This is a genomic window from Streptomyces sp. NPDC085946 (genome assembly GCF_044540485.1).
In the GTDB taxonomy this organism is placed as follows: domain Bacteria; phylum Actinomycetota; class Actinomycetes; order Streptomycetales; family Streptomycetaceae; genus Streptomyces.
The window spans coordinates 197,869-223,517 of sequence record NZ_JBITSF010000011.1; the positions used below are offsets into that span (position 1 = coordinate 197,869).

18 protein-coding genes and 4 pseudogenes are annotated in these 25,649 nt (G+C 70.4%); 10 read left to right on the top strand and 12 right to left on the bottom strand.

Going from position 1 to position 25,649, the window contains the following annotated elements; translation table 11 throughout:
* The first annotated feature begins 23 nt into the window (after nucleotides 1-23).
* The 3 genes and pseudogenes from ACIF8T_RS23040 to ACIF8T_RS23050 all read left to right on the top strand — a co-directional run bounded on the left by ACIF8T_RS23040 (nucleotide 24) and on the right by ACIF8T_RS23050 (nucleotide 3,077).
* Nucleotides 24-1,016 (top strand): helix-turn-helix transcriptional regulator, encoded by a 993-nt coding sequence (locus ACIF8T_RS23040; RefSeq protein ID WP_400037892.1) that lies wholly within the window; start codon nucleotides 24-26, stop codon nucleotides 1,014-1,016.
* Nucleotides 1,017-1,153: 137 nt separating this feature from the next.
* Nucleotides 1,154-1,447: pseudogene (locus ACIF8T_RS23045) on the top strand (NAD(P)-dependent alcohol dehydrogenase); the annotation flags it as partial.
* Between the two features lie 121 nt (nucleotides 1,448-1,568).
* Complete coding sequence (locus ACIF8T_RS23050) at nucleotides 1,569-3,077, top strand: DUF4246 domain-containing protein (protein ID WP_400037894.1); 1,509 nt, start codon at nucleotides 1,569-1,571, stop codon at nucleotides 3,075-3,077.
* An 85-nt stretch (nucleotides 3,078-3,162) separates the two neighbouring features.
* On the opposite strand, the gene ACIF8T_RS23055 is transcribed toward ACIF8T_RS23050, so the two are convergent.
* Complete coding sequence (locus ACIF8T_RS23055; protein ID WP_400037896.1) at nucleotides 3,163-4,101, bottom strand: ADP-ribosylglycohydrolase family protein; 939 nt, start codon at nucleotides 4,099-4,101, stop codon at nucleotides 3,163-3,165.
* A 494-nt stretch (nucleotides 4,102-4,595) separates the two neighbouring features.
* Nucleotides 4,596-5,915 carry an aminotransferase class I/II-fold pyridoxal phosphate-dependent enzyme gene (locus tag ACIF8T_RS23060; protein WP_400037897.1) on the bottom strand — a complete coding sequence of 440 codons (1,320 nt, stop codon included), beginning with the start codon at nucleotides 5,913-5,915 and terminating at the stop codon, nucleotides 4,596-4,598.
* A gap of 112 nt (nucleotides 5,916-6,027) precedes the next feature.
* On the opposite strand from ACIF8T_RS23060, the gene ACIF8T_RS23065 reads away from it, so the two are divergent.
* Complete coding sequence (locus tag ACIF8T_RS23065) at nucleotides 6,028-7,230, top strand: MFS transporter (protein WP_400037899.1); 1,203 nt, start codon at nucleotides 6,028-6,030, stop codon at nucleotides 7,228-7,230.
* 406 nt (nucleotides 7,231-7,636) lie between these two features.
* Here ACIF8T_RS23065 and ACIF8T_RS23070 read toward each other — a convergent pair whose 3' ends face one another.
* Nucleotides 7,637-7,876 (bottom strand): hypothetical protein, encoded by a 240-nt coding sequence (locus ACIF8T_RS23070; protein ID WP_400037901.1) that lies wholly within the window; start codon nucleotides 7,874-7,876, stop codon nucleotides 7,637-7,639.
* A 9-nt stretch (nucleotides 7,877-7,885) separates the two neighbouring features.
* Nucleotides 7,886-11,200, bottom strand: a complete 3,315-nt coding sequence (locus ACIF8T_RS23075; RefSeq protein ID WP_400038005.1) for an RHS repeat-associated core domain-containing protein — start codon at nucleotides 11,198-11,200, stop codon at nucleotides 7,886-7,888.
* Between the two features lie 616 nt (nucleotides 11,201-11,816).
* Between ACIF8T_RS23075 and ACIF8T_RS23080 the strand changes: the two genes are divergently transcribed.
* Entirely contained in the window at nucleotides 11,817-12,131 is a 315-nt protein-coding gene (locus ACIF8T_RS23080) for a hypothetical protein (RefSeq protein ID WP_400037903.1), read from the top strand.
* A gap of 707 nt (nucleotides 12,132-12,838) precedes the next feature.
* Here the strand turns inward: ACIF8T_RS23080 and ACIF8T_RS23085 are convergent.
* The gene (locus tag ACIF8T_RS23085) at nucleotides 12,839-13,297 is read right to left on the bottom strand and encodes a winged helix-turn-helix transcriptional regulator (protein WP_400037905.1); all 459 of its coding nucleotides are present in this window, start codon (nucleotides 13,295-13,297) and stop codon (nucleotides 12,839-12,841) included.
* Nucleotides 13,298-13,384: 87 nt separating this feature from the next.
* Between ACIF8T_RS23085 and ACIF8T_RS23090 the strand changes: the two genes are divergently transcribed.
* Both ACIF8T_RS23090 and ACIF8T_RS23095 read left to right on the top strand, forming a co-directional pair.
* Nucleotides 13,385-14,668 (top strand): MFS transporter, encoded by a 1,284-nt coding sequence (locus tag ACIF8T_RS23090; RefSeq protein WP_400037907.1) that lies wholly within the window; start codon nucleotides 13,385-13,387, stop codon nucleotides 14,666-14,668.
* A gap of 157 nt (nucleotides 14,669-14,825) precedes the next feature.
* The gene (locus tag ACIF8T_RS23095) at nucleotides 14,826-15,197 is read left to right on the top strand and encodes a transposase (RefSeq protein WP_400037909.1); all 372 of its coding nucleotides are present in this window, start codon (nucleotides 14,826-14,828) and stop codon (nucleotides 15,195-15,197) included.
* Between the two features lie 500 nt (nucleotides 15,198-15,697).
* Here ACIF8T_RS23095 and ACIF8T_RS23100 read toward each other — a convergent pair whose 3' ends face one another.
* The 3 genes and pseudogenes from ACIF8T_RS23100 to ACIF8T_RS23110 form a co-directional block, all read right to left on the bottom strand.
* Complete coding sequence (locus ACIF8T_RS23100) at nucleotides 15,698-16,276, bottom strand: fasciclin domain-containing protein (RefSeq protein WP_400037911.1); 579 nt, start codon at nucleotides 16,274-16,276, stop codon at nucleotides 15,698-15,700.
* Nucleotides 16,277-16,917: 641 nt separating this feature from the next.
* Nucleotides 16,918-17,040, bottom strand: a pseudogene (locus ACIF8T_RS23105) (IS5/IS1182 family transposase); the annotation flags it as partial.
* Nucleotides 17,041-17,185: 145 nt separating this feature from the next.
* A complete protein-coding gene (locus tag ACIF8T_RS23110; protein WP_400037913.1) occupies nucleotides 17,186-17,608 on the bottom strand; it encodes a hypothetical protein in 423 nt (140 codons plus the stop codon).
* 70 nt (nucleotides 17,609-17,678) lie between these two features.
* Between ACIF8T_RS23110 and ACIF8T_RS23115 the strand changes: the two are divergent.
* Together ACIF8T_RS23115 and ACIF8T_RS23120 are read left to right on the top strand one after the other, a co-directional pair.
* Nucleotides 17,679-18,048: pseudogene (locus ACIF8T_RS23115) on the top strand (transposase); the annotation flags it as partial.
* 300 nt (nucleotides 18,049-18,348) lie between these two features.
* Nucleotides 18,349-18,672, top strand: a complete 324-nt coding sequence (locus tag ACIF8T_RS23120) for an ArsR/SmtB family transcription factor (protein ID WP_400037915.1) — start codon at nucleotides 18,349-18,351, stop codon at nucleotides 18,670-18,672.
* A gap of 31 nt (nucleotides 18,673-18,703) precedes the next feature.
* Here ACIF8T_RS23120 and ACIF8T_RS23125 read toward each other — a convergent pair whose 3' ends face one another.
* The 4 genes from ACIF8T_RS23125 to ACIF8T_RS23140 all read right to left on the bottom strand — a co-directional run bounded on the left by ACIF8T_RS23125 (nucleotide 18,704) and on the right by ACIF8T_RS23140 (nucleotide 23,454).
* A complete protein-coding gene (locus ACIF8T_RS23125; protein ID WP_400037917.1) occupies nucleotides 18,704-19,765 on the bottom strand; it encodes a PucR family transcriptional regulator in 1,062 nt (353 codons plus the stop codon).
* Nucleotides 19,766-19,874: 109 nt separating this feature from the next.
* Nucleotides 19,875-20,225, bottom strand: a complete 351-nt coding sequence (locus ACIF8T_RS23130) for a hypothetical protein (protein WP_400037919.1) — start codon at nucleotides 20,223-20,225, stop codon at nucleotides 19,875-19,877.
* Nucleotides 20,226-21,299: 1,074 nt separating this feature from the next.
* The gene (locus ACIF8T_RS23135; RefSeq protein ID WP_400037921.1) at nucleotides 21,300-22,829 is read right to left on the bottom strand and encodes a flotillin family protein; all 1,530 of its coding nucleotides are present in this window, start codon (nucleotides 22,827-22,829) and stop codon (nucleotides 21,300-21,302) included.
* 109 nt (nucleotides 22,830-22,938) lie between these two features.
* Complete coding sequence (locus ACIF8T_RS23140; protein WP_400037923.1) at nucleotides 22,939-23,454, bottom strand: hypothetical protein; 516 nt, start codon at nucleotides 23,452-23,454, stop codon at nucleotides 22,939-22,941.
* 1,677 nt (nucleotides 23,455-25,131) lie between these two features.
* On the opposite strand from ACIF8T_RS23140, the pseudogene ACIF8T_RS23145 reads away from it, so the two are divergent.
* A pseudogene (locus tag ACIF8T_RS23145) lies at nucleotides 25,132-25,559 on the top strand (PucR family transcriptional regulator); the annotation flags it as partial.
* Nucleotides 25,560-25,649 lie beyond the last annotated feature (90 nt).

Sequence of the window (25,649 nt, forward strand, 5' to 3'; positions counted from 1 at the left end):
CTGTACTTCCGCATCATGGAGGCATGCAGAAGACGTCCTCGCGGCTCCTGACCCTGCTCTCCCTGCTCCAGGCACGACCGGAGTGGAGCGGGGACGACCTGGCCGAGCGGCTGGAGGTCACCGTGCGCACCGTGCGCCGTGACATCGACCGCCTTCGCGCGCTGGGCTACCCCGTTGCCGCCGACAAGGGCCCCGGCGGCGGATACCGCCTGCGTCCCGGATCGCAGATGCCACCGCTGCTCTTCGACGACGAGCAGGTCATCGCTCTGGCCGTCGCGCTGCGGAGCACCGCCCGGCCCGCGATCGCGGAGGACGCCGACCGGGCGCTCGCGACGATCCGGAACGTCCTCCCCCCGCGCCTGCGGCAGCGCATCGACGCACTCCACATCACCACCGTCCGCCCGCCTGATCCCGGCGCCCCGCCGGCCCGGGACCTGGATCCGCTCACCACCGTGAGCACCGCGATCCAACGCCGCGAGGAACTGCGCCTGGACTACACCCCCCACCAAGGAGCCGCACCGCAGCGACGCCGGGTGGAACCCCATCACCTCGTGGCCTGGCGCACCCACTGGTACCTGCTGGCCTGGGACCTCGACCGCGACGACTGGCGCACCTTCCGCACCGACCGCATGACCCTCCGCACGCCGACCGGTCCCCGCTTCGCCGTGCGCCAGGTGCCGGGCGGGGACGTCTCCGCGTTCGTCACCGGCCGCTTCCGGGGCTCCGACGGCACCGATGCCGCCTGGCCCTGCCGAGGCGAGGCCATCCTGGAGCTTCCCGCCTCGGAGGTCGTGCCCCACATCGCCGACGGCATCGTGGAACCGCTCGGTCCCACGCGGTGCCGCGTCATCACGGGATCCTGGTCCTGGACCGCCCTTGCCGCCGGCCTTGGCCGCTTCGACGCGAACCTGCACGTCGTCGGCCCGCCGGCCCTCCGTGAAGCCTGCGCCACACTGGCCCGCCGCTACGGCGCCGCGGCCACCGAGCCTGACCGGCCGGACGCACCCGACGACTGACGGGCCGGGGCCTCAGCATGCCTCGGAGGGCAGGATGGCGGGATGGCTCATCTGCTGTGGGACGGCCAGGTCGCGTGGCTGCTCGATCCAGCCGATGGGGGCTGCCTCCCCGACGTGTTCGTCGAGGAGACGACAACCTGCGCCCGGTCGCCCTGGACGGCACGCTCGGGCACCTCGGGCCCGTCACCGTGGAGACCGTCGACCTGCTCGTGGGACGCAAGAAACTCAGCTCCGCAGGCAGCGGCGGCACGCCCGCGACCGCCGCCATGCTGGACTTCTGCGCCCGGCACGGCATCACCGCCGACGTCGAGGTGCTTCCCTCGGCCCAGGTGAACGAGGCCCTCGACCGTCTCCGGCGCAACGACGTCCGCTACCGCTTCGTACTCGGCATGTCCGACCTGGACCTCGCAACGAGCGTCCGGACAAGCTGAGCAGTCGACCGGGAACGACCGTGTGCCGCCGCTCTGCGGCAGCGGCCCTTCCACGGCGGCGGTGTCAGTGCGCTGAAGTATTCTTCCCGCCACCGCGCACCGACTGTGAGGACCAGAAGAGTTGACCGGCCTGCCCGCTTTCCCTTTGCCCTTCCACGCTTCCCGTTCCCTGTCAGTCGCCGTACCCCGAACGGTGCGGGAGCTTCAGATGATGCAGTGCAGCGCGCACATCCGGGCGAAGCCGGAGTGGTTCACCAAGATGAAGGATCCCGGCATCGTCGCGAGGTGGACGCAGGAAGCGCTCGCCCAGGGCCTCACCGAAGCACAGATCCGCTATGTACTCGCCGAACTCGCGCACTACGCCGCGCTGCGGGACGAGCGAACCGGCATCGAGGTGTCCGCCGTCGACGGGGTGTGGCAGTCGGACACCCTGATCGACGACAAGCTCCGATCCCGGCTGCGTGAGGCGGTGCGGGTTCTGGAGCAGGTTCCCGAAGAGGAACAGGACTGGCATCCCGGATCCGACGGCCAGGTACTGGATCTGGTTCACCCCTCCCTGTTCTGTCTGGTCCGGGAGGTGAGCGGCGCGCCGGAGCGGGCTTGGCGGAACCCGACGGACCGTTATTCGAGGTACGAGTTCTCGGAACGGTTCCAGTGGCTGCCCACGGACGTCGAGGTCAGTGCGGAGGGTGATGTCACCTTCCGCTCGTACGTGAACAACGTCCATCCCGAGAATCATCGCGAACTGGCCTCGGTCCTGCCCGACGTGTTCGCGTGCCTGCTCCCGCTGTGGGAGAACGTGCTCACCGATCTGCGTCATCCGCGGCCACCGCGGATCGAGGCCGATCCTTACGGGTGGTACGACTCGGAGCCGGAGTATCCGGACAAGTCCTCCTACGGCGATGACGCGGCCTACGCGGAGGCCTGCCGTGCGTGGGAGCAGGCTCACGAGGACTGGTGGGAGGACCGGCACCCGGTCGTCCCGGACGCCCCGGCCTTCACGGCGCCCGAACTGCCGGACGAAACCGACCGGGTCGACCTGCGCGGTCGCCGTCTGCAGGTCATCGTCAAGCTCGCCACCATTCATCTCACCCCGGACAAGCCGGAGTACCCCGGCGGTTCCTGGCATGTCGAGGGAATGCTGAACGAGCGGATCGTCTCGACCGGCATCTACTACTGGGACAGCGAGAACATCACCGAAAGCCGGCTGGGTTTCCGGGTGGCACTCGACGACCCCGACTACGAACAGAACGATGACAACGGTCTGCGTGAGGTCTACGGCCTGGAGGACGAGGACGCGCTGAACCAGGTGCTGGGATCGGCCTCGACGCCGGCGGGCCGCTGCCTGGCGTTCCCGAACATCCTGCAACACCGCGTCGGCTCCTTCCGCCTCGCGGACCCCACACGCCCGGGACATCGCAAGATTCTCGCGTTCTTCCTGGTCGACCCGTCGGAAACGATCGTCTCGACGTCGGACGTGCCACCGCAGCAGCCGTGGTCCGGCACGTCGACCATGACGCTGGAACAGGCCAAGGCCTACCGCGAGCAGCTCATGCAGGAGCGCAAGTTCTTCGTCGACGAACACAACGAGCGGCTCTACGAACGGGAGTTCTCCCTCTGCGAGCACTGAGAGGGCCCGCCAGCACCGAAGAAGCCGATGCTGGCGTCGAAGCGGACGATGCCCTCCCCGTATGCGGGCTGTCGCACCCGTCGTCTCATCGACCGCCCTCTTCGAGACGGCGTGCAAGAAGGAGCAGATCCGCCAGGTGCAGTACGCGTCCGTCGAAGCCCGGGAGGGGGACATGGAGCGGCTGGGTCCAGCGGGCGGGGACAGCGTCCAGCCCGTAGTACGCCCCCGCGAGACCTCCGGTCACCGCGGCGACGGTGTCCGTGTCGCCGCCGAGGTCGATCGCTGCGCGTATCGCGTCTTCGAAGCCGGTGGTGGTGCGCAGAGCCCAGACGGCGGAGCCCAGGCACGGCCACACGGCACCGTTGAACTCGGTTGCCTGATCGGGGTGCCAGTCGGGCGCGAGGACGGTGGCGTAGCGGCCGCGGTGGTCGGGGTGGACATGAGCCAGGATGTCCGGGAGCGCGGTGAGGGGTTCGGTGTCCTCGAGCGTGACGCGGATGAGGTCGTGGAAGATCGCGGTGCCTTCCCAGGCTGCGCGGTCACCGTGGGTCAGGGCCGCGATGCGGCGGGCCGCGTCCATGGTGGCTTCTCGGCCGGCGGATGCGAAGTGGACCGCGGAGGTCGACGCCCGCATCAACGAGCCGTTTCCCGCTGCTCGTCGGTTGACCTGGAAATGAATCGCAGCGGCGAGGTCCCAGGCCATGCCGTTGGTCAGGACGTCCTCGGTCTGCAAGCCGATGTCCTTCGGTTCTGATGCCGCCCATCGCTGGAAGCGGGTGAAGATGTCCGGCGGATCCAGCCGGCCCCGCTCCAGCAGCGACTCCGCGACCAGGACGGCCATCTGCGTGTCGTCGGTGGCCTCGCCGGGGTCCCAGCCCCCGCCTCCGCACATCTCGCCACCGGCACCAGGCGCGGGAAACCGCGCGGAGAACGCTCCCGGGGGACCGAACTCGAAGGGGCCGCCCAGGGCGTCGCCCACCGCTGAGCCCACGATCGCGCCGGCGGCCCGCTGAATCCGCTTCATCCGCGCAGGGTATCCGCGGTCGCGCCGACGGCCGCACGGCCTGTTTCCTCCTTCGGCTCCCCGGGCGTCGGCGACGAACGCGTCTCCTCCACGGGGGTGTGCGCGCTGGGCGAGCCGTGCTGGGGCGGTGAGTCGTCCAGGGGTGCCGGGGAAGGCCAGGTGGAACTCCGGGACTGCCAGGTGGTGGGCCAAGGGATCACCGAAGGGGAAGAGGGAGCGTCGCAGGGGTGCCGTCGGCTGCGACTCCGGTGACGCGGTCTTCGGCCAGTGCTCAGGACCGGGTGGGGGCGGCTTCGATGGTTCCGCCGGCCGCGTTCCGGCGTTCCGGCGGTTCGACGGATCGGCGCCCGGACCGCCGGATCACCGGCAACGCGGCTGAGGTCCGTCATCCGGAGCTTCTCCAGCCAGTGCGACAGCACCAGTGCCTCGTCCTGGGCCTGCTGCACCTCTACGAGGAACCGGCCCGCAAGCGCGCCTGCCCGGCGGCGGCGAGGTCAGCCCCCGTAGGTGGCCTCGGACTCACCGAGCACGGCGGCGAAGTCCGAGGCCAGCCGCACCGCCTCGGCCGGCTCCAGCCCGGCCGTGGTGATCCGCACACCGGGAGTGGTTGCCTGCCGGAAACGTGCCCCCGCGGCGACCCACCAGCCGCGCGACCGCAGCCCGTTGACCACGGCCGACTCGTCCCGCACGGGCACCCACACATTCAGCCCGCTCACCCCGTGCGCCTCGATGCCGCGCGCGCGGAGCTCCCCCAGGAGGGCGGTGCGGCGCACCGCGTACGTCCGCCCGGCCCGGGCCACCGACGCGCGCGTGCCGTCGTCCGTCAGCAGACCGTGCACCGTCTCCTGCAGCAGGTGGCTCACCCAGCCGGAGGTCAGCAGCAGCCGCCCGTCGTGCCGCGCCAGCGTGACCGGATCGCAGGCGGCGGCGGCCCACCGCAGATCGGCTCCCAGGAACTTGCTGACCGTGCGCACGTGCACCCAGCGGGTCAGCGCCCCCGAGGCCGTCAGCGTGTGCAGGGGTGCCCCGGCCACGGCGGAGGCGTGGTCGTTCTCCACGACCAGCAAGTCGGGCTCGTCCGCGAGCAGACCGGCGAGCGCGTCCCGCCGCGTCGCCGAGAAGCAGCCCCCGTACGGATTCTGCGCCCGCGGACTGCACACCAGCGCGCGTACACCGCTGCGCAGGGCCGCTTCCAGGGCGTCCGGGCGCACGCCCTCGTCGTCGACGGCCACCGGCACCGCCCGCAGCCCCAGGGCCGTGAGCAGGTCCAGCAGGTGGTGGTAGCCGGGGTCCTCCATGGCGACCGCGTCGCCCGGCCGCAGCTCCACGGACAGCAGCCGTCCGATCAGGTCCAGCGCCCCGTGCGAGAAGGTCACCTGCTCCACCGGCACGCCGTCGTCCCCCAGCCACTCCCGCACCGCCGTCTCCAGGCGCGTCAGCCGGGGCGTCGAACGGTGCGACCGGGCGCTCCGGACCTGCCAAGGCGGCGTGGGATCGGGAAGCAGCCGGTCGTCGGGATGGCCGCCGGCCAGGTCCCGCAGCCCTTCGGGGACCCTCGGCGGCCGCCGTGAGGCCACCGCGGGCGCCGGTGCGACCACGGTTCCGCCGCGCCCGCGCGTGACGACGATCCCGCGCCGCCGCAGCTCCTTGTAGGCGGTGGCGACCGTCCCCGGACTCACCCCCAGGTCCTCGGCCAGCCGCCGCACCGGGGGCAGCGCGACTCCCGGCCCCAACTCCCCTTCAGCCACTCCGCGTTCGACCGACGCGGCAATCCCCTTGGCCGTCGCACCACTGATCCCATACTGTATTGCCACATTGAACATTATGTATCAATACATAATTTCGCACAAGGGGGTAGCCGTGCATCCGGTGCGCAGCGCAGTCGCCTGGTCACGACGCATACCGGGGGGACGCGACGGACGCGCCATGGTGGCCGCCGCACTCGTCGACCGCGTCGGCAGCGGCCTGTGGGCATCCGTCTCGGTCCTGTACTTCACCTACGTCTCGCACCTCACCGTCGCCGAGATCGGCGCCCTGGCCGCCGTCGCGGGAGCCGTCGGCATCGCCGGCGCGCCCGTGGCCGGCCGCGTCGCCGACCGCCTCCCGCTCACCCGCGTCCTGGTCACCGTCCAGATCGTCCGGGCCCTGGCCTCCCTCGCCCTGCTCACCACGGACCACTACGCCCTGCTCGTCGCCTTCTCCGCGCTGGGCGGCCTCGGAGACCGCGCCGCCAGCGTCCTCACCAAGCTGTACGCCACGCGCGTCGCCGGACCGGACCGCGTCCGCTACCAGGCCGTCCACCGGACCGTCGCCAACGCCGGCTGGGCCCTGGGCGGCCTCGCCGCCGCCGCGGCCCTCACCCTGGGCGCCACCGGCGCCTACGCCTGGCTCCTGACCGGCGACGCCCTCTCCTTCCTCGCCTGCGCCCTCATCACCCTGCGCTGCGGCGAACCCCCGTCCCCCTCCCGCACGGCCGCCGCCTCCGACCGGGCCGCGACCACCGCCCCACCCGCCGGACCCTGGCGCGACCGCACCTACCTGGCGTACGTCGCCACCGAGACCGTCCTCTTCCTCGACGACGCCGTCTTCAAGGTCGGCCTGCCCCTGTGGATCGCCCACGCCGACAACGCACCGGACGGCCTGGCACCCCTGCTCATGGTCCTCAACAACGTGATGGTGGTGGCCCTCCAGGTCCCCATGGCCCGGTTCGCCGCCACCACGCCGGCCGCCCGCCGGCTCCTGCTGCCCCTCTCGGCCGTCTTCGTTCTCGGCGGCCTCACCATGACGCTCTCCGCCACCGGCGGCACGATCACCGCGACCGTGCTGCTCACCGTCTCCGCCGCCGCCTTCACCCTGGCCGAGATCCTCCACGCCACGGTCTCCTGGGAACTCTCCGTCGCCCTCGCCCCCGACACGGCCCAGGGCAGCTACCTCGGCGTCCACGGCCTCGCCCAGGCCGCCCAGCGCAGCATCGGACCCCTCACCGTCACCGCGGCCATCGCCGCCGGTCCCCTCGGCTGGACCGCCTTCGGGAGCGGCATCGCCCTGACCTGCCTGGTCCAGCACCGCCTGATCCGCGACCGCCTCGCCGAGAAGCCGTCGCCGCCGATCACTGTGAGTAAAAATTGATCGACTGCACACAGGGGGACATGGCGCACACCAACGCCCGAACCCTGCGACGCGCTCTGCGCCGCGAGATCGCCGGCATCATCGGCCTGCTGACCGATGGTCACCGTCACACTGGCTGATGGGGTGAGACGATCTCCGAATCGATCACGTTGGAGGAAGTGCCTGCAGGAGACGCCCCGATACGACACACTCCGTCGGCACTTCGCCGACGACTGCCCCCGCCCCGACGAACACGAACACCGAAACCACACGGCTGAGCTCACGCTGACCGCATGGCATACGAATTCGTGTCCACCTTGCGGGGAAGACCCAGGTGCCCATCGGAAGGCGAGGGCCGTGGGCAGGGTGCGGGTCCACACCCTGCCCACGGCCACAGACATCGAGGCAGGATCACCTCATACGGCCGCTACTTCGAGCGATACCTCAAAGCGGCGCCGAAGGCAATGATCAGGAATACGGCGATACCGCCTATCCAGAGACCGACGGCCACCCTGTCGTTCACCACCGCGTAGACGGCGATGACCACGGCGAAAACGCTCGCAAGGAGACCGACCCACAGCGACATAGCCGCCATGGACTTACCCAGCTCGGAGGACGAATCCGCACCCAACATCTCGCCGCCGTCCGGAGACGTATTCACGATCATTTCCCTTTCTTACTTGAGGGTGTCCTCCATGGCACCGGCAGTCACGTTGCTGACGGTGTCCGCAGCGATCCCGCAGCCGGCCACGGTGAGAGGAATGAGGTACGGCATGCCGGCAGCCGTTGCCATTGTCGCTGTACCCGCGTTGCAGGCGGCACCGAATACTGTGCCGGCTACCATCCCGACCGACTGCGCGATCAACGCGTCGGGATCAGCCCTGTTCTGCCATGCTTCGACCGCGTCCTTGGCACCGAACACTCCGTCGACGAAGCTCCCGAAGCCCAAGCCGGACGGATCCGTGTTGCTGATGGGGTCGCCACCTGCGTACAAGTACGGATTGGTCTCCTGCCCGGAGGGGTCGGGCTGGGTAAAGCGGCCGAGCTGGGGGTCGTAGTAGCGGTGGCCCATCTTGTACAGGCCCGTCGGGTCGAGGTAGGCGCCGCTGTAGCGGTACGGCTGGGGGACCGCCTCGGTGGGGGTGGTGCGGGGCAGGCCGGTGGGGCCGTAGGCGTAGGTGTGGGTGCGCTTGCCCGCGTCGTCGACCAGGCCGAGGACGTTGCCGGTGGCGTCGGTGAGGTAGTAGTAGGACTTCCCCCCAGTCGTCATGGAGTTCAGCGTGCCCGCCGGTTCGCGGATGAATCCGGTGTCGACACCGTTCGTCGTCGTGGAGGCCAGGCCGAGCGCGGTGTGGTGGAACCAGGTCGAACCGAGCTTGGTGCGCTCGGAGTTGGTCGTGCCCGCGTGGACCAGGTCGTAGTTCGTGCCGCCGACGGTGATGCCGGAGAGCTGGCTGTGATCGGTCCAGGTCTCGTCGGTCCGCGCGGTGGCGGCCACCCGTCCGCCGGCGGTCTCGTTGCCGGCCTTGTCGTACGACCATGGAGTGGCGGAGCCGGTCTGGCCGGTGAGCTGGAGCGCGTCGTCGTAGGTGAAGACGCTGCCGCCCGGGCAGGCGCTCTTGCTGCCGTCCTGGGAGGTGAGGTTGCCGGCCTGGTCCCAGCAGTACAGCCACGACGCCTTGCGCGTCCCCGCCGCGTCCGCTTCGAGGGCGTAGGACAGGCGGTCCTGGGTGTCGTAGGTGTAGGTGGTCTTCAGCTTGGTCAGGTTGTCGGTGCGGGTGCGGATCTTGGTGGTGTCCTTGCCCGCGGTGTTCTTGTAGTCGTAGGTCAGATCGACCAGGGTGGTCGTGCCCGAGGTGGTCTTGACCGCGGAAGGGCGGCCGTCGTTGTCGATCGTGACCGACTGGGTGGTGCCACCGGGGTAGAGCGTCTTCGTCCGCTTGTCGTTGTTGTCGTGGTCGAAGTCGGTCTTCTTGCCGTCCGGGGCGATGAGGTGGTCCAGGCGGCCGGCCGCGTCCCAGGTGTAGTCCGTCTTGCCGGTGGGGTCGGTGTAGTGGTCGACGTCGCCGCCGGGGGTGTACGCGAGGGCGGTCTGCGCGCCGTTCTGCAGGGTGCGGACCTTCTCGCGGTTGAGCCTGTCGTAGGTCCAGGTGGTGGTGCCGGAGGCGTCGGTGCGGGACTTGAGGTTACCGTCGCCGTCGTAGTCGAAGGTGACGGTCAGGTTGGTCGAAGAAATCTTCTTGATCCGGTCGCGGTTGTCGTAGGTGTGGACGGTCTTGATGCCGCGGCCGTCGACGACGGTCTCGACGCGGCCGAGCGCGTCGTAGGTGTACTCCGTCTTGCCCTGCGGGGCGGGCGGGGTGACCGTCTTGAGGTTGCCCTGGTCGTCATAGGCGAAGGACGTGACCGACGACTTGGTGTCGGACATCCTCACCGTCGCCGAACAGCGCTGGCCCTCGAAGCCGCCGCAGGAGGGGGTGGCCTTGTTGTAGGTGTAGGTGCGCCGGCCGCCGGCGGTGCCCGAGGTGGTCACCGACAGGGTGTTGCCGTTGGTGTCGTACTGGAAGGCGTCCTTGCGGCCGTCGGCGGAGGTGAAGTCGTCCGGCAGGTCCGTGCCCGCGATGGTCTGGTACTGCGTGACCTGGGCGGTGGCGCCCATGGGCAACTGGGCGGAGATGGGGTTGTTGCGGGTGTCCCAGCCGTAGGTGGTGACGTTGCCGCCCGTGCCGTCCGTGGACGTGCCCATCGCGTCCGTCGCGGTCTGGGTCAGGTGATTGGTGTACTTGGCGTGCCGGTAGTGGTCCAGCGGGTCCTTGACCTTGGTGACCTCGCCGTCCGCGTTGTGCCAGTAGACCGTGGCGTCGCCGTCCGGGTCGGTGACCGTGGTGGTGCCCGCGTCCTTCGGGGTGGCGGCCGTGTGGTCGAAGCGCCAGGTCGGGCCGGTGTGACCGCCGGCGGTGGTCTCGGTGACACGCTGCATCGAGGTGACGCGGTTGTGGCCGTCGTAGGTGAACACGGTGACCGTGCCCTCCGGGGTGGTCACCTTCGTCAGACGGCGCGAGGAGTCGTACTCGTACCCCGTCGCCTTGGCGGCGGTGTCCGTGGTGCGCTCCACGTTCCCGGACGCGTCCAGGTCGAAGACGGCCGTGCGGCCGGTGTGGTCCTTGGCCTGCCACTGGTCGCCGTAGGTCTTGACCAGGTCGATCCACCGGCCCGAGCGGGTCTCGGTCAGCTTGAAGCCCTTGTGCTCGCCGGTCTCGTCGTGCTGGTCGACGGTGATCGTGCCCTTGTTCTTGTCCGCGACCCTCAGCAGCGTGCCGTGCGCGTCGTAGGTGTCGCGGCTGCCGGACTTGCGGTCGGTCAGGGTGTAGGTGCCGTCCGCGTTCTTCTTCAGGTCCTTGGAGTAGCCGGTCGGCGTGGTGTATCCGCCGGTACCGGTCTCCTTGAAGCGCAGGGCGTCCCCGGTGGCGTCGAAGACGACCGTCTCGACGTCGCCGATCTGCAGATAGCGCTCGTAGGCCTGCCACCAGCGCTGCGAGACCTTGCCCCAGGGGGCTTCGAGCGAGTTGTACGTCCGCGTCAGCTGCAGTTTCTGCCCGACGCCGGCGATGTCGAAGTCGGTGGCCGCCAGCATCAGGTTGCCGTTGGACAGGTTCACCCGGGCCACCAGGGCGTCGTTCAGGCGGGTGTCCAGGACGCGGTGCCAGGGGACGTCGCCCTGCCCCTCGGGCACGTACGTCGTCTCCGCCGCCTCGGCGACGGCGGCCGTGCGGGCGGCTTCGGTGGTGCCGGCGGTGCGGGCCTTCTGTGCCGCCCGCCAGGCCCGCACCTCGGCCGACGGCTGCTCTTCCGCCTCCGACGCCGGAGGCTTGGTCACCCCGGCCGGCGTGGCCGGGGCCTCGACCTTGGTCGGCTTGGTCCACGGGCTCTCCGGCTCCGGCAGCTCCGGCTTCGGCGTCGCCGCCAGACCGGGTGCCGCCGCGACCACCAGCGCGGCGGTGGTGATCGCTGTGACAAGAGCGGTTCTGTGTGATCTCCGGGCACGCCGAGACGGCGTGCGCGCGGCACGCGAATGCATCAGCTTCCCCCACAGGAAGTCAGACAAGGAATGAGACAGACAGTCAGAAGCGGCGACACCAACGGCCACCGCTGCCACACAACCTGTCACATCACGCACACAAACCGGCGCACCCTGCCCTCGAACCCATGATCCATACGGGCCGGAATCGGCCCCGCCGCTTCCAGACGACATGGGAGTGATTACCTGGATATGCCCCCGTGATCCTGGGCGGAATTATCCGTTCTGTTATCCACCCTCTTGCTCGTACCGACCGAAACAGGCGGCCTTTGAACCATTGCGGGCCTGTCGCGGCCTTCGGGCGCCGGTTTCAGGTCGAGTCCAGAACGGGGCAGGTGCCCGGACGGACAGCGCTTGCCATGCTCATCTGCGGTTTCGACGGCGAACACCTGGCCGCAAGTTGTCTTGGAGTCCTCGCCCGCCGCACGAGCGTTCTACGGAATCCCCTTCACCTCGTACACACTTGCGGCGTTCGGTCCGTCCAGCCTCACCGGCACCCCGCGCCGACCTCCGTGAAGGACCCCCCGCCATGAGCGAACCGGGCAGAGCCCTGCCCTCCCACCCCTCCCCCCTCCAGCACCAGCACCGCGCGCAGCGACTGGCCCGCGCCGTTCACCGCGCCGGACGCCTCCTGTGCTGGAACCTGGCCGCCGCCATGACCACCGCGGGCACCGACCTCCTCCTCAACCCGCGAACCCCCTGGTGGAACAGGATCTGGCCACTGCCCTGGTACCTCACCTGCGTCTGCGCCCTCACCTGGGCAGCCCTGCGCGCCCGCGAGAAAACCACCCGCCAGCCGCCCGGCGACCATCCCTCTGCCGGCGAATTCCAGCAAGCCGCCTGACCGAGCCACCAAGCCCCTGCCCGGCAGCGACCGAAGCCTCCCCTGGGTGGTGGGTACGCCGATGCCGGATCTGCTCGGTCCACAGAAAACGAGACACCGCCGACGGCGTTGAAGGACCATTCGGACGAGTCCACGGCCGATGCCGTAGACCTGTGCGGGTGCGCACCGAGGGCTGCCTGCAGAAGCATTGCCGCCGGCCCGGGCATCGACCGGGCCACCGGCATCGCGAGGCCGGGAAGCACTTGTCCACCTGTCGGACTGCTGTGGCCGCCGACCATGTGGTCCTCGCTGCGCTCCGCGAGCTGTGCCACCAGAGCGTTCTCCTCTGCCGTCGGCGTGACCGCCGTGTATTTGACGGACCTTCAGCAGGCAGTCGGCGCCAGATCGGCCCGGTCCTGCGGGCCTGGTCTTCCGGACCGTGCTGCCGGACCATCACTGGACGGTGGTCCGTGCTCACTGAGGTTCCCACGGTGGGGTCGGTGGAGTGAGGAGCAGGCCGGGAGGGTTTCCAGCCCCTCGGGGACGGTCCCGCATTGTCTCGGTGTGGTGGCGTGCGGTTTGGCGGTCGCGCCCGGTGCGGCGGCGTGCGAACCGGCCCACGGTACGCGGGCGCGCCGCCGCGGCCCACTCCGCTGCCACCGCCTCCTTTGACGGGCGCGTGGGCGGCGGGGTGTCCGCGAGGTCTGAAGGCGCCGAGGGACCGCTTTCTACCGGGTCTTCTGCACGCGGGTGGTGTCGGTGTCGAGGAGGGTGCCGTCGGCACTGGTCGGCACGATTTCCGGCACAGGGGTGCCGTGCTGGTCCACAAGGACGGAGTGGGTCTCGCCGGGGGCGAAGGCGTGCCGTTCTCCCCACTGTCGCAGGGTGAGGATGACGGGGAAGAGGGCGCGGCCGGCGCTGGTGAGCACGTATTCCTGGCGGCGGCCCGACGGTGCGGTGCGCTGGGCGAGGAGTCCGTGGGCGGTCAGCTTGCGCAGGCGGTCGGTGAGGATGTTGCGGGCGATGCCGGTCCGTCGCTGGAACTCGGTGAACGACCGTGCCCCGTCCATCGCGTCGCGGATGACGAGAAGGCTCCACCTGTCGCCGACGAGGTCGAGCGTGCGGGCGACGGGGCAGTCGGGGTCGGTCCAGTCGAGGTCCGGGGCGCGCGTGGCGGTGCGTGACATGCCACCTCCCAATGAGTTGCGGATTGAAACCATCATGCCGTACGGTCAAATTGGTTGCAATCTGCTACCGATTGAGGTTGGAGTACGGTGAACGCAGGGCGGCGGTTACTGCTCGCGGTGGTGTGTGGTGTCGCTGTGGCGAGCCTCTATGCCGCGCAGCCGGTGCTGGAGCCGATGGGACGCGATCTCGGTGTCTCGGCAGAACTCGCGGGGTGGATCGTCGCGACCGGCCAGTTCGGCTGCCTGGCGGGGTTGCTGCTGCTGGTGCCGCTCGGCGATGTGGTCGACAGGCGCCGACTCATCGCCGCGCACCTGGCGATCATCGCAGCGGGCGTGATCCTGACGGCCTCGGCATCAGCCGCATGGGTGGCGTTCGTGGGGCTGGCGACGGCTGGGGCGTTCGCGGTCGTGGTGCAGACCACGGTGGCCTACACCGCGTCGGTCTCGCTGCCCGCCGAACGCGGCCGGAACATCGGTGTCGTGACCTCGGGCGTCGTGGTCGGCATCCTGGGCGCGCGGGTCGTCACCGGCACGCTCGCCGAGGTGTGGGGCTGGCGGAGCGTCTATGCCGTGCTCGCGGTGCTGTCGCTCGGGCTCGCAGCCCTCGTCCTCGTCCTCCTGCCGTCAGAGCAGCGCCCCGACCCACCAGTGGGGTACCGGCAGGTCGTCGTCTCACTCGGTGGGCTGTTCGGGCAGCGCATCTTCCTGACGCGCGGGCTCATCGCGTTCTTCTTGTTCGCGTCGTTCGGAACCCTGTGGAGCGGACTGTCCCTGCCGCTGGCGGAGACGCCGTGGCAGCTGAGCGAGAGTCAGATCGGACTGTTCGGCATCGCCGGACTCGCCGGCGCGCTCGGCGCGGCCCGCGCGGGACGGTGGGCGGATGCGGGACGGGCGGTCCCGGTCACCGGTCTCGCCCTCGCCCTGCTCATCCTCTCGTGGGCAGCGATCGCGCAGCTGCCGTGGTCGCTGTGGCTTCTCGTCGTCGGCATCGTGGTCCTCGACTTCGCAGTCCAGGCCGTGCATGTGAGCAACCAGCACCTGCTCACCGCCGCGCATCCGGACCGCACCAGCAGCGTCATCGGCAGCTACATGGTCTTCTACTCACTCGGCTCCGCCCTCGGCGCAGCCGCGACCACCGCCCTCTTCACCGCCCACGGCTGGGCGGGCTCCAGTCTCCTCGGGGCCGGATTCGCGGCCTGCGCGCTGGCCGTCTGGGCGGCCGACAGGCGGCTGCCCCGCGACAGCACGCACCTCCCATCCGGGAAAGCGGGCACGCACCGGGCGCGGGAAAAAATGCAAGACACTGAACAAGCTCCCCGCTGCACACCATCGACCCCAAAGAGTCCTGCCCCGCAACGACAGCGGAACTGAGCCGACGGTCCGCCTGGGCACACACCGCCTCAGGACCCAGGATGCCCCTCCGGTTGCGAGGGTTCTCGACGCGCTGGGTGAACAGCTTCAGAGGTCGTTATTACCCGATGTCCTATCAGGACTCCGTCAAGTCTTCGGGTTCGGCCTGTCCCTGGGCATGCTCGATGAGCCGGCCGACTGGGGCATGAGGTCGCCGGTCGTGGTGGCCGATGCCGCCTACGGCGCCAACGTCCACCTGCGGGCCGGCCCGGCCCAGCGGGGAATCGACTACGTGCCGGCCGTCCGCGCGGACGTGAGTGCCCGCCCGTTCGACGCCCGACCCGTGGCTCCGCGGCGCAAGGGCCCCGTCGGCTGCCGGCCCCGGCTCCGCTGCCGTCACCGGGCCCCCTCGGTGACGGCCCTGACGACCGGCCTCGGGCAGGAAGCGTTCACCTCCCTCACCTGGCGGCAGGGCTTACGCGACCTCTGGGTCAAGACAGACCTGACGGAGTCCTACTGCTCGAAGCAGTGGGAACAGCCCTGCCGGTGACCAAGACGTACCTGTCCGTCAGGCAGGCCCCATGAAGCCAATGTCAATCAGGCATTCACAGTTCATGGCCGTCGCTCGTCGCTCGTTCGATCAGGCCTGCTCTGAGCGTCCGCCGGGTACGCGACACAGGCTACGGACGCAATCTCCGGCGCGGAGTGCGAATCGTACGGCGGCCCCGACGAACGGATCTCGCTGATCGGGCAGCGGCTGCTCAACCGAGACGGCACTCCAGCCGCAGACAACGGGTATATGAGCCTCGCCACTACCGAAACCGGCAGCACTCCTTGAGGAAAAGCACGTCAGGGAAGTCGGATTGCTGCTGAGAGGGAGGGCGGTCACCGTCGGCCTGGGCATGTCGCCGCACGGCGTCTTCGCCGTCGCCCTCGCCGGCGGATACGGCAGCCGCCACGAGAAGACCACGGTCGCGGGCCGGAAGCTGCGCGAGGGAATTCCCGTTCCCAGGTCCAGACAGGTCACTCGCCGGGAACGAGACCCATGGGTCAGGACGGGGGCTGGAGAACCGCGTCAATGACGTGGATGGTGGCGTTCGCGGCCTTGATGTTTCCGCAGACGATGTTCGCCTTGTCGTTGACCTTGAAATCGGTGCCCGAGCCCGACGTGGTCAATTTGCCGCCTTCCAGCGTCGTGAAGGAGCCCTGGGAGAGTTCGTTCGGGGTGATCTGCTGGTCCACGACGTGGTAGGTCAGCACCTTCTCCAGCTGCCCCTGATCGCTGAGGAGCGAGGAAAGCTGCGACACGGTCACGTTCTGGAAAGCCTCGTTGTTGGGAGCGAAGACGGTGACGTCGGGTTTTCCGTCGAGGGTGCCGCTCAGCCCTGCCCTGACCACGGCCGAGACCAGCTGGCTGAGCTGTGGGTATGCGGCTGCGGCCTCTACGACCTTGTCCTTGGCCGTGTCGGCCTTCTGGGAAAGGGCCGAACAGCCGGGACCGAACGTTCCCGACGGACTGGGAGACGCATCCTGCGCGTGGCTGTGCGACGCCAGACCTCCAAGCGCAAGCGGGACGGCGGCCACGGCTGCCGCCGTGGCCCTTGCGGTACGCATGCGGGTGAACCTCATCGCAACCTTCCTCCGCGGAGGCGTGAACACTGCAGAGGTGTGCCCTGCAGAAGTCTTCGTTTCCTCTGGGCAGGATGGGGACGGCTGCTGCGTCCGGCCTGGGGCCGTCATCACCCGGCCACTCACCGAGCGTATCCAGCAGGAGTCGGTGACCGCATCTCGAGACCCGGACGCGATGAAAGCCCTGCCTCACCGGACCTTGGCCTACCGGGATTGCCGGTAGGAACGCTGTCACCGGCCGCAAACGAGCGGTGTCAAGTCCGACGACGTGCGGCGGGGCCGCGTTACGCCACGTGCCGGGCGACCGCGTCCGCGCCGGAGCGGGCCTACCACTCCAGGGAGCTGACGGAGGCACGGCGGGCATCAGGCCGAATACAGCGCGTGCACGCAGCCGCCACCGCCTCCCGGGCCGGCCGGGCAAGCCCGGCTTCTACCGCCCGCACTGAGCACCTGTCCGAGGAGCACCTCAATGAGGGCTTACATCCGAATCATCGGTGACCTGTGATGCCAGGTCTGCCTGGTTAATGATCTTGGTGGGGTTCGCGGCGCCGAAGGATGAGTGCTGCGAGGTGGAGACCGCAGACATGACGCCGGGGGACGAAGCCGCCTTCCCGTGGACGCGGGTCGTGGTCAGGTCGTGCGTACGTGCGGCCGGGCAGTAGCCGCGAAAACCACAGCGGTGTTCCGCCCGGGACGGCTACCACCTGCATATTCATCCCGTGGCGGCGGTACTTCATCGAGCGGTACGGTTCGTCCGCCGCGATGCACCGGCTGACAGTGGTGGTGGAAACGCCGAAACCGGCCGCGCCCCGGGAAGGCGAAAAGCGTTCTGACGGTCAAGAACGCCTGGCCCTCATACCGGTTTCCTCCACGGGGTGCCAAGGTCTTCCTGCCGCTGTGCGCCGGACTTCAGGGGGCGACCAAGGGCTTGGCCCAGGAAGACAAGTCGTCCCCGGAGGCGCCGCTCACGCTCGCGGAGTAGGTCGTCGAGTCGATCCGCACTTCCAAGTCGAGGTTCTTGGACAGCCGCAGGAAGTGGCTCCTCACGACCCGAGCGTCACCGGTGAACACCTGCCGGAGCAGCTTTCCGAGGTGTTCGGTGCGGATCTCCTCGAACGTGAAGTCGTCCAGCATGAGCCTTACACCATCGGGATGGTTGTGGGCCCCCATGACCAAGAGGTAGACGTCGTGACCGCGGACACGTCCCTCCCAGTCCGCCACCCAACCGTTTCGGTCCCAGCGCTCGCTGAGCGCCGTGTCCCTCACACCCAGCGAGCCGAGCGCCGACTGGAGCTCGACCAGCGCGCGCGGCCTTTCAGCTCTCTCAGTCACGACTCACAGCCGCCTTCCCGCTCTCACATCACCACTGTGTCCCATGCGGCGAGGTGTCGTCGAACTCGGCATGGGGCGGGGTACGTGGAGTTGGATTGTTCCGGACGGGCTGTGGGGGATCGCGAAGCCGCCGATCCCGCCGTCGAGGGTGCGGCCGCAGAGCGGCGGAACGCAGGACACGCCTGATGAGACGCTGTTCGCCGCGATCATCCATGCCCTGGTGTCCGGGTGCGCCTGGCGCGCGTTGCCGCCGTGCTCCGGCATCTCGAAGTCGGCCGCCCACCGCCGGTTCCCGATCTGGTCCAGCGCCGGCCTCTGGAGCCGCCTGCACGAGGCCCTGCCGCGCCGCCTGGGCGAGATGCCGGTCTGGTCGATGTCACCCGCACCGCTCTCATACCGCCCACGTCCTGGCTCCTGTCGGACGCGAACGGGCTGCCCCTCCTCGTCGAGCGGCCCGAAGACGGCAGCGGGGACGCCACATGGGGCTACGCGACGGCTGCGACGTCGGTCGGCGGAGCGACAGGCGGCTCCTGAGAGTGGGCAGGCATCAGCCGGTCAGAAGACGGCGAAGGGAGAGTGTTCGACCAGCAGGAGTCTTCGCAGCAGTGAGTGGATGCGTGACAGGGCTCGACGCCGGGATGACACGGATGTGGACATGACCCCTCCAGCGGTAAGGTACGCCTAGCGGCGTACCTCACCGAAGGTACGTCACCTGTCGTACCTTGTCGAGAGGCGGAGCGATGGCACCGAGCGAACTGCCACACCCTGATGCGGACGACCTGGAGGTGGGGCCGATCCTTCTGGCACTCGCCGACGACAACCGGCGCCGGGTCATCGCCGAACTTGCCGCACGGCCCGATGAGGAGCGGCTCTGCGCCTCCTTCGACCTGCCGGTCGGCAAGTCGAGCCGTACCCATCACTGGCGGGTCCTTCGTGAGGCCGGTCTGGTCTGTCAGCGCGACGCCGGCAACAGGCTGTACATGCGCCTCCGCAAGGAGGACCTGGACCGCCGGTTCCCGGGCCTGATCGAGGCCGTTGTCACCGCGGAACGAAGCACGCGTTGAGTGACCGCCGTGGCAGCGGGGCGGTGCGGGGTCAGACCTCGGTGTCGGGCCAGCCCAGCAGCCGGGCGCCGATGACGGCGGTCTGAAGGGTGTAGCGGTGGACGGGGTCGGCCGGGTTGGTGCCGGTGAGCTTGTGGATGCGTTCCAGGCGGTAGGTCAGGGCCCGCACGCTGAGGCGCAGGCGGCGGGCCGCCTCGGCCGCCACACACCCGGAGTCGAAGTACGCGGTGAGGGTGTCGAGGAGGGGCTGGGCACCGCCGCGTGCCGCCTGGAGCGGGCCGAGGGCGCTGCGCACGAGGTCGGCCATGGCTTGCCGGTCGCGGGTGAGGACCGGGTAGACAAGCAGGTCGGCGGCGTGCAGCACGGGCTCTTCCAGCTCCAGGCGGTTCGCCAGGTCGAGGGCGTTGAGGGCCTCCTCGTAGGAGTGGACGACTCCGCCGGCGCCGGGGTGGGCGCGGCCGATGGCGACCCGGCCCCCGTCGGTGGCCGCGTGCGCCTGTTTCGCGAAGAACGACAGGACGTCGTCCTGTCCGCCGGGCGCGATGCAGATCAGCCGGCCGTCCTTGGTGGTGAGCAGGATCCGGCGCTCGCCGAAACGGGCGACCAACGCGCCCTCCACGTGCCGGGTCGCCGGATGGGTGTCGTCGACCGGCGTGGCACCCTGGGCGACGGCGACTGCGTGGGCGCGGGAGAGGAGCAGACCGAACCGTTCGGCCCGCTCGGCCAGGCGGCCCAGGTCGCTGCGGCCGTAGAGCAGGTCGTCGATGAACTCCCGGCGCGCGGCCTCCTCCTGACGTACGGCGAGCTTCTGTGCCCGTTCGTGTCCTTCGGCGAAGGCGTCGACCGCCTGCTCGACGGTGGCGAGTACGCGGTCGACGCCCGCGGAGGACAGGGTGGGAGAGAGCTCGCGGGCCGCGGACAGATGCCGGCGGACCAGGGAACGCAGCCCCAGGCCCGCTTCCGCGGCGTGCTCGCCCTGAGCGCGCAAGGACTCCAGCTCGTCCCGGGTCAGGCGGCGCCCGGTGGCGCAGACGTCGGCCAGGATCCGGGCGTACCCCTCCAGGTATTCGTCGGGTATTGCCGACCGTGCCACGCGTCCTCCCGGATGCACATTTCCTGCCGACGTCCTCGCACACGCGGCGGACCAGAGTGACAGACTTCCGGCCGCCTCGCTTCGAAGGCCACCGCATGCGACCCGCGTGTCATGGCTGCCCCTGGCCTGTCAGGGCAGCAAGGTAGTCCCGGTCCTGCGGGTCGTCGGGGTCAAGGCGCTCGTACGGACGCCGGGGCCACAGCGGGCGACCGCCGGCCAAGGGGACGACCGTGGGCGCGTCGTCCGGACGGCCCCGCAGTTCCAGGGATCCGACCGGCGACGGCATGCCCTTCCACGGGCGTCCGGGGCCGCCGGGCGGGTTGACCTCGATGCAGCCCTCCGGCACGTCGTCCAGGCCGCCGTGGGCGGAGAACAGGACGAGGACCGGTCCGTCGTCAAGGCCCGGGAGGACGACATGGCGTCTGGAGACGAGAACGGGGGCTCGGGCAGCACGGTGCAACACCTTCACCACAGGCACCGCCCGCAGGGCCGGCCAAGCCAACCGGAAGGCGTTGCACGCCGAGAGGGCACCGGCAAGCAGCGGGATGCAGTTCCCGAACTCCCCCACAGCCACCACAGCAGCAGCATCGACCCGGCGAACGACGCGTTGGCAGCGGCAGGCCGCACGCGCGAGATTTTCAGCAGCACCCGTACCCGCCACCAGGGCACGGCACGGACGTCCGGCCCTCTGTGCTCACCAGGTCCGTCGGCGCGGGAACGAGCGAGGTGGTGGGCGGCTCGGGCCAGTGCCGCGTACGAAAGATCCAAGTCCTGTTCCCTGCCCGGATCCTCGCCGACGACGGGCCGCGGTGGTGTGGGCCTGTTCAACAACCCGCGCCGTACGGCGCTTTCCACGTCGTGGCGGCGTCGGCGCCGCGGCTGTGTGGGGTGTACCCGGAGCAGGTGCTCCCCGCCCGGCGGGGTGATGACCCCGCCGGTGCGGGGGTCTCCGGCCCACCACAGCACACCACCGGGGCCGGGATCGGCCGGGTGGCAGCGCGGCGCCATCGAGCGGACGGACAACGGGATCAGGGTGTCCGTCACCGGATCGCGCAGCACCACGCGCGGCGGGCCCGGGCCGGCCGGGACGGCAACCGCGCCGCAGGCCGTCCACGCATGGGCCGCCACGGCACGCCCCGTACGCCGGGCACGAGCAAGCGCAGCCACTGCCACAGCGGTGGCGACGGGGCCCCGCCTGACACCGAACCTGGCGAGTGCGGTCAGCCCGCGGATGCCGGCCTCGTCCGCGCCCGGTCCTACGGCCGGCCCGGAGATGACGGCGGTGATCCCGATACCGACCCGGCACCAGGCCCGTCGACGATGGCCTGCGACAGCGCGTGCGGTCGCCGGGAGCGCAAGGGCGGTCGTCCTGCGCGTGCCGGAGTGCACTCCGGGCATACGGGCCACCGTCCTCTCCCTGTACGTCCGCTGGCTGGCGAAGGTGTCACGCCGGGAACGCCCGAGGAGGGCACCCGCGCCGGTCAGAGGCCCGGCGGCGGATGCCGCGCGGGCCCCTGCGCCGTTCTTCCTGACGTCAGCCGATCGGAATCTTTCCGTCGGCCCCGGCGGCCGGCGTGGTCTCGGGCTGGACGCCGCCGTTGCGCCGGGTGACGCCCTTCAGCAACTCGGCCAGGTCGACCCCGGTGGTGGAGCTGAGCAGTTCCATGCCCTGGGCGACGTTGTCGGCGACCGTACGGGACAACTGGCTCGCCCCGTCGGTGGAGATGACCGTCATCTTGTCGACGGCGCTGAGCGGCTCGGATGCCTTCGCGACCACCTGCGGCAGCACCTCGATCAGCATCTGCAGCACGGCGGCCTCGCCGTACTGGGCGAATGCGTCGGCCTTCTTCTGCATCGCCTCGGCCTCCGCCGCACCCTTGGCACCGATCGCGGCGGCTTCGGCGTCGCCCTCCAGCCGGACCGCCTCCGCGATGGCCGCGCGCCGGGAGCGCTCGGCCTCACCCTGCTTCAGGCCCTCGATGGCCTCCGCCTCAGCCAGCGCACTACGGCGCTGCTTCTCGCCCTCACCCGTGAGCCGGGACCGCTCGGCCTCCGCCTGCGCGGCGGCGATCTCCGCCAGCCGCTCGGCCTCCGCCTGCTTGACACGGGAGACCCGCCTGGCCTCGGCCTCCTGTTCGGCGGCGTAGCGCTGGGCGTCGGCCGGCTTGCGGACCTGGGTGTCGAGCTGGCGGTCGGTCAGCGCGGCCTGCCGCTCGGCGACCTTCTCCTGCTCGGCGAGGATGTCCTGCTGCCGGGCGGCCTCGGCCAGCGGGCCGGCGGCGTTCGCGCGGGCGGCAGCCTGGTCGGTCTCGGCCTTGATCTCGGCCTGCCTCAGATACAGGGTCCGCTGCGCGACGGCGATCTCCTCCTCGGCCTTGAGCCGGGCCTGCTCGGCTGCCCGCCGCGCCTCGGCCTCGGCGATGTCGGCCTCCTGCTTGGCGCGGGCGGCTTCGGGCCGGCCGAGGTCCTCCAGGTAGGAGCCCTCGGTGGTGATGTCCTGGATCTGGAAGGCGTCCAGCACCAGGCCCTGCCCCGACAGGCTCGCCTCCGCCTCCTCGGCGACCTGCCCGGCGAACGCGGCCCGGTCGCGGATGATGTCCTCCACCGCCATGCGGCCCACGATCGCGCGCAGCGCGCCGGACAGCACCTCCTGAGTGAAGCCGACGATCCCGTCCTGCTGCATCAGGAACCGCTGGGCGGCGGCGCGGATGGCGTCCTCGGTGCCGCCCACCTTGACGATCGCGACGCCCTCCAGGTTGGCCTTCACCCCGCGCAGGGTGACCGCGCCGCGCACCGCGACCGGGATGTGCCGCGAGGACAGGTCGAGGGTGAACTTCTGCTGGACGAACGGCACGACGAACACACCACCGCCGACCACGACCTTCTGGCCGCTGTTGTCCGTGAACACCCGGCCGGTCTCCGGATCGGTGGCTTGCTTGCCGCGCCGCCCGGTGACGATGAACGCCTCGCTCGGACCGGCCACCTTGTACCGGCTGACGACGACCAGCGCGATCAGCACGAGGAGTACGACGACTCCTCCCACCGCGATGACGACAGAACTCATGGTGTTGTCCCCTCAGCCCTCCCTGAGGACGGCAATCGGTGAAGGATGTGTACGGGTGGATCGGCACCGCGGAAGTGATGCCGGGAAGGGAGTGGCTGCGTGCGCCGGGTCAGCGCTCGACCGGCCGGACGGACACCGCCGACTGCGACAGCGTCTGCTCGACCCAGACTTCGGCTCCCCGGGCCACGGCAACCGGGCTCTTCGCCGAGAGCTTCACCGGCTGCCCTGCCCGGCGCACCAGCACCTCGCCATAGCCGCCGGCGGGAATCGCTGTCACCACCGAGCCGGACGCGCCGATCAGGTCGTCGTCACGCGGGGCGGTACCGGAGGAGTCACGCATCAGCGCCCGGCTGAGGCGGTAGGCGGACCAGCCGGTGAGGACACCAGCCGGCACCCCGATCACCGTGGCTCCCGCCGCATCCAGCCCGGTCGTCCCCATGACGATCGCCCCGGAGAAACCGAGCATGGACAGGAATCCGGCGATCACCGGCAGCGACAGCAGCCCATCGAGCAGGCCGTCCACGACGGAGATCCCGTCGAACAGCCCCTCCAGCACGCCGTCGAGGACGAACGACAGGGCAAGGAGGACGACCCCCGCAATGCCGAGCCCCAGAAACCAGGCCATCCGCGCACACCGCCTCTCCTTGCCCTCCCCCGCTGGTGCACGCATCGTCACATCGGGACACCGGGCCAGGCATTGCCTGATTCCGGCAATCTTTACGCGGCTTTGATGCCGCACCCGCACAGTCGGGCAGTCGGGCAGTCGGGCAGTCGGGCAGTCGGCGGCCCGGTCCCCGGCGACGCCCTGGAGCACCGGGAGACACCCCGGTGCCGTCCCCGGCGATGTGCCGGAGTCCGGTCGGCGATCTGACGGAAGAAGGCGGAGAAACCTCGCCGAACGGGGTTCCGGCGTGGTGCTCATGACGGTCTTCGGAGTGATCCTCGGGGGCGCACACGCCCTTGTGCGGGGACGACGCGCTCGCCAAGCGGCCGACCGCCGGACTCGCCCCGGTGTGCCGGGAACGGGTCACTCTCGTCGTACCGCCCTCGCGGCGGCCCGACGCCACGGGCAGGACGAGCGCCGCGCGCTGCTCGGCCGGACACAGGCCGCCGTGGACCGCATGGAGGAGCCAACCGGCTCCGGCGTCACCGACTCGGTTGGCATCGTCGGGGACGCAGTGCTCGACGAAGCCGCCCTGGCCGAGGTGGGCGTGCGCGAGGCCGCCGCGCTGACGCTCGTGCATGACGAGGAGACCGCCGTCCATGTCGCGCTGGCCGCCCGCCGGCTCAACTCCCGGCTGTGCCCGGTCATCCGGCCCTGCAATCGCAGGCTCGACCGGCACCGGGAGGAACTCCTCGATCCGGCCGCCGCCCTCGCCGTCCCCGGACCTGGACTTCCGAGGCGGCGTTCGCGGAGAAGTTGCCGGAGACAGCCGCCGAGCTGTACGTCAGCGTCGCCTCGGAGAATGACCTGGCGGCCGCGGACCGGCTGTCCGCGCCGTCGGTCGACGCGACCTTCTACGAGCTGGAGGCCGGGCGTCACGTCCCTCCGGGTCGCGTCCGGGCGGCGAGGCGCCGCTCGACGCGGTGGCGCAGGTGCAGCCGGCCGACTGGTGCCGGGTATCGGCCGGAAATCCGGCGCGGGCGCTGCCGTCCTGGGTGACCGGGCCCCAGGCACTCGCTGAGCACGGGCGGACCAGGGGCGGGCAGGGTGAGGCGGGTGCGGTGGCTGCTGGGCGGATCGCAGCGGGAGCCGGTGGTCTTGGGCTGCCGGCCCTGCGCAGCCCTGCGTAGAGCGCGGAACGGGCCGGTGTGGGTGTATCGGCCGTCGCGGCAGCAGTTGTGCGTGCGGCACGGCCGGTGACTGCTGAATGTGGGTGAGGGGCCGCCGTCGGAGTTCACCGATGTCACCGCCCGGGCCGGGCGCAGCACCGGTGAGCCGGGGTGGTGCGGGCGGCGGCCGCCGGCAGGCGCAGTGCGCCTGCCGCTTCATGCTCGGGCAGCCGGGCTGTCTGTGCCTCGGGGGCCCGGTCGGGGAAGTTGCAACTCGACTCGCTGGGCAACACGCATGCGGCCCGGGCGTGCCCGGCGCGACTTTCAGCGTGCCCGGCATCGACCGCGCGGGTCAGGAACTGCTCGATGACGGCAATCCAGTCGCTGTCCCGGTCCGGCGGGGCACCGAGCGGGTCTACGAGGCCGCCAGGCGCGCCGCCCGGCCTGCGGGCCCGTGACCACGCCGACGGCGGACCGGAGTACGGCGCGGACCACGCCTGGACGACGAGATGTTCCTCGAGCCGGGGGTATCGGCCGGGCACAGCCGGGCGTCGGCTGCGGCGTTCACTCCTGCGAGGAGGCGTTCAGGCTTTGGACCTGGCCGAGCGTATGGACCTGGAAGATCCGGTTCTGCGCGTTGCCGACCTGCTGGTCCGTCCGGTGCTCACCCGCGTCCGCCAGGCTACGGCCGACCTTGTGCGGACCGTTCTGGAGCCGCTGCGGCAGGGCCGCGGAGGCGCGCGGCCGTTACTCGACACCCTCACCGCCCGCTTCGGCTCCGGCTGGGTGGCCGCGGAAGCCGCCCGACGACTGCCGCTGAGCATGCAGGCGACGACCTGCCGACTGAAGCAAATCCACCATCCGACCGGTGCCGACGCCGGCCGTCCCGTGGACCGCCCCACACTGCGGACGGCGTTCGTCGGTGCGCGTCTGCTGGACTGGCCGGATCGGGATCTGCGACCGGGCTCCGCGAGGGCAGCGGCGTGCGGTGCGCCGACAGACAGATGCCCACTGAACGGATCAGGGTGTCCGGATAACGGTGAGGTA

What these genes read in the sequence shown, in the direction of transcription:
- ACIF8T_RS23040 (WP_400037892.1), top strand. Translation starts at nt 24, where the DNA reads ATGCAGAAGACGTCCTCGCGGCTCCTGACCCTGCTCTCCCTGCTCCAG.
- ACIF8T_RS23055 (WP_400037896.1), bottom strand. Translation starts at nt 4,101, where the DNA reads ATGAAGCGGATTCAGCGGGCCGCCGGCGCGATCGTGGGCTCAGCGGTG.
- ACIF8T_RS23065 (WP_400037899.1), top strand. Translation starts at nt 6,028, where the DNA reads ATGGTGGCCGCCGCACTCGTCGACCGCGTCGGCAGCGGCCTGTGGGCA.
- ACIF8T_RS23070 (WP_400037901.1), bottom strand. Translation starts at nt 7,876, where the DNA reads ATGATCGTGAATACGTCTCCGGACGGCGGCGAGATGTTGGGTGCGGAT.
- ACIF8T_RS23080 (WP_400037903.1), top strand. Translation starts at nt 11,817, where the DNA reads ATGAGCGAACCGGGCAGAGCCCTGCCCTCCCACCCCTCCCCCCTCCAG.
- ACIF8T_RS23085 (WP_400037905.1), bottom strand. Translation starts at nt 13,297, where the DNA reads ATGTCACGCACCGCCACGCGCGCCCCGGACCTCGACTGGACCGACCCC.
- ACIF8T_RS23095 (WP_400037909.1), top strand. Translation starts at nt 14,826, where the DNA reads ATGCTCGATGAGCCGGCCGACTGGGGCATGAGGTCGCCGGTCGTGGTG.
- ACIF8T_RS23100 (WP_400037911.1), bottom strand. Translation starts at nt 16,276, where the DNA reads ATGAGGTTCACCCGCATGCGTACCGCAAGGGCCACGGCGGCAGCCGTG.
- ACIF8T_RS23120 (WP_400037915.1), top strand. Translation starts at nt 18,349, where the DNA reads ATGGCACCGAGCGAACTGCCACACCCTGATGCGGACGACCTGGAGGTG.
- ACIF8T_RS23135 (WP_400037921.1), bottom strand. Translation starts at nt 22,829, where the DNA reads ATGAGTTCTGTCGTCATCGCGGTGGGAGGAGTCGTCGTACTCCTCGTG.
- ACIF8T_RS23140 (WP_400037923.1), bottom strand. Translation starts at nt 23,454, where the DNA reads ATGGCCTGGTTTCTGGGGCTCGGCATTGCGGGGGTCGTCCTCCTTGCC.